We start from the raw sequence: 6,252 nt of genomic DNA on the forward strand, positions 1-6,252 counted from the left end.
CTTCGGCTTCAGAGACGTTTGCAAATCGGGGAGTCATCGGGGATTTCTACACTACGAACAATTGTGTCAACGAAGGCATTTAATTCTTCAGTTGTAATAACAGTTAAGATCCGACTCATGATGCTTGGATCTACCTGTGCGATGGTTTGATTACCATTTGCTAGTTGTAGATAAATACCAGCCGTACTTTTTGAGTCCTCATCTTCTATTCCTGCTTCTACCAATGCCTGATCTTCATCGCTAAGCTCATCGTATAAATCGTCAAGCTCATCCCATAAGTCATCATCAACCCCTTCTGCTATTTTCAGAACAATGGCGCCTTGAACTGTTTCAATCTCACGCTCAAAGTGCAGGTTATGATTACTTAAGGCGGTAATAAATTTGTCAGCGATGGTCTGAGTGAAAAATAAATATTCTAGTGCTTCATTCATAGTGATTTTTAACCTATTGATTTTCTTTGCTTGATATCTTTAATAGTATTTTGTCTAGCCAGCCAGTTGGTAGTATTCGTCGCAGTGTCCAAAACAGATGAGCTGGAATTGTGACGGGGTAGCGTGCTTTGGGTGATGGACTTTCCAATGCAAGAATGACTTTAGCTAGAACTGCCTCAGGGGGAAGCGTAAAGGGAGCTGCTGGCCCCAGCTTCTCTAAGCGTTTAATGGCTCCTTGATATTTTAGTCTATGTACACTTTGGTCGATACTGACGTGATCTTTTAGTGTTTTTAAAGCATTGGCACGAAAACGGCTCTCAATAGGTCCAGGTTCGATGAGACATACTTTGATATCAGTATCTGCTAGTTCTAGCCGCAAAGTATCTGCCATGCCTTCTATGGCATATTTACTAGCATTATATGCTCCACGAAACGGCAAGGCTACATAGCCTAGCAAGGAACTGTTATAAATGATTCTACCCTCATTACGCTGACGTAGAATAGGCAATAGCATCGTTGTTAGTTGATGCCAGCCAAATACATTGGTTGCAAATTGCTGTTCTAGTACTTCACGTGACAAATCCTCTAATGCTCCGGCTTGACCATAAGCCCCATTATGAAAAACAGCGTATAACTCACTGTTAGTACGTAACATTAGTTCATAAACGGCATCTTGTACACTTTCTGGGTCAGCAAGATCCAATTGCAAGGTTTTGAAACCCTCACTTTCGAGTCGCTCTACATCTGTTTGTTTACGAGCAGATGCGAAGACCTGATAACCACGTTCACGCAAACCTTTGGCGACACAATAGCCAATCCCACTTGAGCATCCGGTAATCAACACATTACGCATCTTTTGTCAGTCCTCTGAACATCAATGGATAGATTGAGAGGATAATGTAGCGTGATTGATTGAATTCAAGCAACCATGTCTCTATTATCACAGCCTGCTAATATACACGGACTGGAATAGAAATATGCCTATTTATGCTTATCAATGCAGTGCTTGCGGCCATGAAATGGAGGCACTACAAAAAATGTCTGATACACCCTTAACTGAGTGTCCAGCATGTAATACTGCTTCACTGACTAAAAGAGTAACGGCTGCCGCTTTTCGCCTAGGTGGTGGTGGTTGGTATGAAACTGATTTTAAAAGTGGTAATAAGAAAAATCTGGCAGGCAATGATACATCCTCTTCTGTTTCCAAAGTAGATTAAGTTTCACTCTTCGCCATTTGTCTGAAAAAATAGAGGACTCATTGCTTCTTGACCATAGAGCAGAATAAAATGTTCGTGATTGCTTAATTACAACAATAAAAGGTCACAAGCATTATGAAAAAATCTATTCTATTGATGGTAGCGATGACTACTTTTTCTGCTTCTTCTGCGTTCGCTGGTGGTTCGCTATTTGGTGAGTCTTCTAGTAGTGATGATGGTGCAGGTGCTATGTATGGTGGTGCCAGTATTGGCCAAGTAAGTGATGGCACTTGCAATTCTGTGGTGGATCAAGGTGGTGCATTGTTGGGGGATATTAATTGCCCTACACCTAGTGCTTGGAAAGTTTTTGGTGGTTATAAAGTGGCTCCAAATTTAGCAGTTGAAGGGGCTTATGTCGATCTTGGTGAATCAGCTTCTGATGGTACTATACCTGTTATTCCGGGTCTCAATACGGTAGCAAATGCTACTAATTTGACTTCAACTGCTACAGGCGTGAATGTTTCAGGTGTTGCTAGTGTAGCCGCGACCGACCAAATAAATTTTTTTGGTAAAGCGGGTATGATGATGTGGGATAAGGAGGCCTCTGTAACAGTCAAAAATGTGGGCCCTAGTGCTGCTACTGTTACTCAGAAAACGGCTACTGATGGTGTTGATTTGTCTTTAGGTGCTGGTGCTGAATATAAGATAAATGATAACTGGGGGGTGCGTGGTGAAGTTGAGCACTTTGATGGTTTGAATGCAAATCTTTATTCTGCTGGTGCAACGTTTACAACATTCTAGATATTATCTTTTTCCTTAATTAATAAACCCCAACCCCTTTTTTACAATAAAAAGGGGATTTCGAGAAGGAAACCCCCATGAAAACCCCTATTTTGTTTTGTTTGTTAGGAATACTGATTACTCCCTCTGCTGTTTTAGCCGAGGATATTTTTGCTGATAGGAGTGTCGAGCCTGGTCAGTTTTATGCAGGGTTTGGCCTGCTTAAATCAGAGGCAGAGTGTAGTTATGAGGGGGTCGCTTGCGATAGTACTGGCTACAAACTGTCAACAGGCTACAAATTTAATAAGAACCTTGCTGTAGAGGGTGGGTACTATGACTTATTCAATAATGATGGAACCAGTCAGGAAACTTTAAAAAAGTCAGCTGTTAATGCTTCTGGTTTGTCTCTTGCTGGCGTTGGTTCTTACTTTTTCGATCATAAAAAATCTTTGTCAGGCAAGGCTGGTATTATGGCATGGCAGGTTGATGGGAATACTGATGGTGTATTGGTTGATGCAATGAGTGGCACAGATATATTACTTGGTGTTGGAGCAGGCTATGAGTTGAATGATTATTGGCAGCTGCGAGGAGAATATGAACACGTTGGTGGTGATCTTGAGGTTAATGTGTATTCCGTTGGCACAACGCTATCTACCTTATAAACACTTGTATCTCGCTTGCGTCTAAGGCTGTCAAGGCTTAACATTCTCGGTTTTATTGGAACATTCCTAATCCAATTTATTTTGGGCAAGAATGACAGCAAACAGGAATAAGTAAATGCGTAGCCATTATTGTGGGCAGGTAGATGAAGCTCTGCTGGATCAGCAAATTACGTTGTGCGGGTGGGTAAACCGTCGTCGAGATCATGGTGGGGTTATTTTTATTGATCTACGTGACCGTGAAGGTCTAGTACAAGTTGTATTTGATCCTGATCGTGTAGACGTTTTCAATGCTGCTGAAAAAGTGCGCAATGAATATGTGCTACAAGTCGTTGGCACAGTACGCCGTCGTCCTGCGAATACAGAGAATGCTAACTTGAGAAGTGGGCAAGTTGAGATACTAGGTCTTGAGTTAAATGTTCTAAATGCATCTGAGACTCCACCATTCCAGTTGGATGAAGATAATGTCAATGAAGAAACGCGTCTAACTTACCGTTATATTGATTTACGCCGTCCCGAAATGCAGAAGCGTATGCAGATGAGAGCGAAAGTTACTGGTTTTTTACGTCGTTTTCTGGAAGATAATGGTTTCCTTGATATCGAAACCCCCATGTTAACCAAGGCAACGCCAGAAGGTGCCCGTGATTACTTGGTGCCTAGTCGTACTCATCCGGGGGCATTCTTCGCACTACCACAATCACCACAGTTGTTTAAGCAATTGTTAATGATGTCTGGTATGGATCGTTATTATCAGTTTGCACGCTGCTTCCGTGACGAAGATCTTCGTGCTGACCGTCAGCCTGAATTTACTCAGTTGGATATTGAAACATCCTTTATGGATGATGATGCCATCATGGGAATGATGGAAGATATGATGCGTGCAACTTTCAAGGAAACGCTTGATGTGGAATTGCCTAATCCGCTGCCACGCATGCCATATTCTGAAGCTATGTATCGTTTTGGTTCTGATAAGCCAGATATGCGTATTCCACTAGAGTTTGTCGAAATTAGTGATCTAATGGAGCGTGTTGAATTCAAGGTGTTCTCTGCGCCTGCTAAAGATCCTGGCAGTCGAGTAGTTGCCATGCGTCTGCCAAAAGGCGGCGAATTGTCTCGCAAGGAAATCGACGACTACACTAACTTTGTGGGGCGTTATGGTGCAAAAGGCTTGGCTTACATTAAAGTCAATGATGCGACTACTGGGCGTGATGGTTTGCAATCTCCTATCCTGAAATTTTTACCTGATGAAACAGTTAGAAGTATCATGGATCGTACCGGAGCAGAAACGGGCGATTTGATTTTCTTTGGGGCTGATAAATCGCGAGTGGTTAACGACGCACTAGGAGCACTTCGTGTCAAGTTGGGTCATGACCGTGGTTTGATTGAGGGTGAGTGGGCTGCATTGTGGGTGGTTGATTTCCCTATGTTTGAGTGGGATGACAAAGATAATCGCTGGGTTGCACTGCATCATCCCTTTACTGCTCCCAAAGGTACGCCGGAAGAATTGCTAGCTAATCCTGGTCAGGCTCTCTCTATTGCATATGATATGGTATTGAATGGTACTGAGGTTGGTGGTGGTTCAGTACGTATTCATAATATGGAAATGCAAAAGTCTGTATTCAAACTGCTGGGTATTTCTGATGAAGATGCTCAGGAGAAGTTTGGTTTTCTATTGAGTGCTTTAAAATATGGCTGCCCTCCTCATGGGGGATTGGCATTTGGTCTTGATCGTTTGATTATGTTGATGACGGGTAGCCAGTCTATCCGTGATGTGATGGCTTTCCCAAAAACGCAAACGGCCGCTTGCCCATTAACTTCTGCACCAGCAGAAGTTAATGCTAAGCAATTGCGTGAATTGAATATTCGGGTTCAATTACCACAGAAGTGAATCAATTAAATCTAAATTGAATGTAGCGATATGTTGGCTGCGGTTATTGCTGCGGCCAACCTCGCTTTAAAACTAGTCTATTTGTTATAGTCTTTCCCAGTAAAACAGCTTCAATGTATTGAAGCTCAATTTTTTTGTGATTGCCATGACGGCCTATTCTCACGACTTACGCGAACGTGTTATCCGTGCCTATGAGCAAACAGGGCGGGCACAAATCCAAGGTTTGCCAAACATTCTCGATAGCCCGCAGTACCTTGGAATAAATGACTTGCCTTACGGGTGGAAACAGGTGGATTAGCCCCGCACGTCCTCATCGTATTCTCGCGGGCATAGACATAAAGTGCCTTTCGTGAATGGGATCCAACGCGAGACGCAAGTCGAACGGCTGGAGGAACTGATTCCGCGTTTTGAAGCCCATTACGGCACACCCATTTCTTATCGTGGCCTGCATAAATGGCTGTAACGGATCGGCTGGAGCCATAAAAAAACGGTATAGGCATTCTGCTGGAGGGGGTGCTGTAGTTCAGCTTGATGCCGTTGTCCTACCAGCAGTCCAGCACGTCGATCAAAAGCTGCGTGTTAAGGCAATCTACGCCAAAATCAAGCACCACCACCAATAATACACCTATTATAAAATAATATACGTATATTATTTTATAATAGGTGTATTATTGGTGGTGGTGCTTGATTTTGGCGTAGATTGCCTTAACACGCAGCTTTTGATCGACGTGCTGGACTGCTGGTAGGACAACGGCATCAAGCTGAACTACAATCCAACCCGGCTAGCCCATTAAACCCGGACACCTCAATTTATGAGGAATTGAGCTTCAAAGTCCAGCGGGCTGAGATAGCCCAAGGAACTGTGCAAGCGGTTACGGTTGTAATCGGTTTCGATGTACTCGAAACCGGTTTGTTTCATGGCATCCCGTGTGGCAAATCGTTCACCGTGGATGCATTCTACTTTCAGGGAATGGAAAAAGCCCTCGGCGCAGGCGTTGAGGCTGTAGAAAAACCCTCCGAACCGCCATTTTGTGGGATAATCAAGCATCACAAGCACCAGAATGAGTAGGCAGGCATGGCACGCTACAAACCGATTCATCAAGGCGTAAAACTGTTGGCTGTGGACTTTGACCGGCAAATCCTGCCGGGTACATTTGAATACGCGCTACGTCATTTGGTGGATAAGGAACTTGACCTTGAAGACTTCCACCAGCGTTATAAGAATGATGTGCAGGGCGCAGCCGCTTTTGACCCAGCGGTGTTACTCAAAATCATCCTGTTAGCTTACAGCCGTGGCA

General features: G+C 43.6%; 8 protein-coding genes and 1 pseudogene. 6 read left to right on the forward strand and 3 right to left on the reverse strand.

The genetic code is table 11. The annotated features are described in order from the left end of the window. Positions 1-8: 8 nt before the first annotated feature. The gene (locus tag Q394_RS0114555) at positions 9-431 is read right to left on the reverse strand and encodes a hypothetical protein (protein ID WP_028489907.1); all 423 of its coding nucleotides are present in this window, start codon (positions 429-431) and stop codon (positions 9-11) included. Positions 432-444: 13 nt separating this feature from the next. Then, positions 445-1,284, reverse strand: coding sequence for an SDR family NAD(P)-dependent oxidoreductase (locus tag Q394_RS0114560; protein ID WP_028489908.1), 840 nt, complete (start codon positions 1,282-1,284; stop codon positions 445-447). 124 nt (positions 1,285-1,408) lie between these two features. On the opposite strand from Q394_RS0114560, the gene Q394_RS22035 reads away from it, so the two are divergent. The 5 genes from Q394_RS22035 (at position 1,409) to Q394_RS22495 (ending at position 5,252) form a co-directional block, all read left to right on the forward strand. After that, positions 1,409-1,648, forward strand: a complete 240-nt coding sequence (locus Q394_RS22035) for an FmdB family zinc ribbon protein (protein WP_028489909.1) — start codon at positions 1,409-1,411, stop codon at positions 1,646-1,648. Positions 1,649-1,762: 114 nt separating this feature from the next. After that, positions 1,763-2,428, forward strand: coding sequence for an outer membrane beta-barrel protein (locus tag Q394_RS0114570; protein ID WP_028489910.1), 666 nt, complete (start codon positions 1,763-1,765; stop codon positions 2,426-2,428). Positions 2,429-2,505: 77 nt separating this feature from the next. Continuing rightward, positions 2,506-3,069, forward strand: coding sequence for a porin family protein (locus Q394_RS20580; RefSeq protein WP_051543472.1), 564 nt, complete (start codon positions 2,506-2,508; stop codon positions 3,067-3,069). A gap of 115 nt (positions 3,070-3,184) precedes the next feature. Next, positions 3,185-4,954 (forward strand): aspartate--tRNA ligase, encoded by a 1,770-nt coding sequence (gene aspS, locus Q394_RS0114580; RefSeq protein ID WP_028489911.1) that lies wholly within the window; start codon positions 3,185-3,187, stop codon positions 4,952-4,954. A gap of 145 nt (positions 4,955-5,099) precedes the next feature. After that, a complete protein-coding gene (locus tag Q394_RS22495) occupies positions 5,100-5,252 on the forward strand; it encodes a hypothetical protein (protein ID WP_156946886.1) in 153 nt (50 codons plus the stop codon). 507 nt (positions 5,253-5,759) lie between these two features. Here Q394_RS22495 and Q394_RS0114590 read toward each other — a convergent pair. Continuing rightward, a pseudogene (locus Q394_RS0114590) lies at positions 5,760-5,951 on the reverse strand (IS3 family transposase); the annotation flags it as partial. Positions 5,952-6,029: 78 nt separating this feature from the next. Between Q394_RS0114590 and Q394_RS0114595 the strand changes: the two are divergent. Continuing rightward, positions 6,030-6,252 (forward strand): transposase (locus Q394_RS0114595; protein ID WP_028489913.1); only part of this gene is annotated, 223 nt, incomplete at its 3' end.

It is taken from the genome of Thiothrix lacustris DSM 21227 (genome assembly GCF_000621325.1).
GTDB classification, from domain to species: domain Bacteria; phylum Pseudomonadota; class Gammaproteobacteria; order Thiotrichales; family Thiotrichaceae; genus Thiothrix; species Thiothrix lacustris.

Coding starts and splice junctions, on each gene's coding strand:
- aspS (WP_028489911.1), top strand. CDS start 3,185: ATGCGTAGCCATTATTGTGGGCAGGTAGATGAAGCTCTGCTGGATCAG.
- Q394_RS0114560 (WP_028489908.1), bottom strand. CDS start 1,284: ATGCGTAATGTGTTGATTACCGGATGCTCAAGTGGGATTGGCTATTGT.
- Q394_RS22495 (WP_156946886.1), top strand. CDS start 5,100: ATGACGGCCTATTCTCACGACTTACGCGAACGTGTTATCCGTGCCTAT.
- Q394_RS20580 (WP_051543472.1), top strand. CDS start 2,506: ATGAAAACCCCTATTTTGTTTTGTTTGTTAGGAATACTGATTACTCCC.
- Q394_RS0114570 (WP_028489910.1), top strand. CDS start 1,763: ATGAAAAAATCTATTCTATTGATGGTAGCGATGACTACTTTTTCTGCT.
- Q394_RS0114555 (WP_028489907.1), bottom strand. CDS start 431: ATGAATGAAGCACTAGAATATTTATTTTTCACTCAGACCATCGCTGAC.
- Q394_RS22035 (WP_028489909.1), top strand. CDS start 1,409: ATGCCTATTTATGCTTATCAATGCAGTGCTTGCGGCCATGAAATGGAG.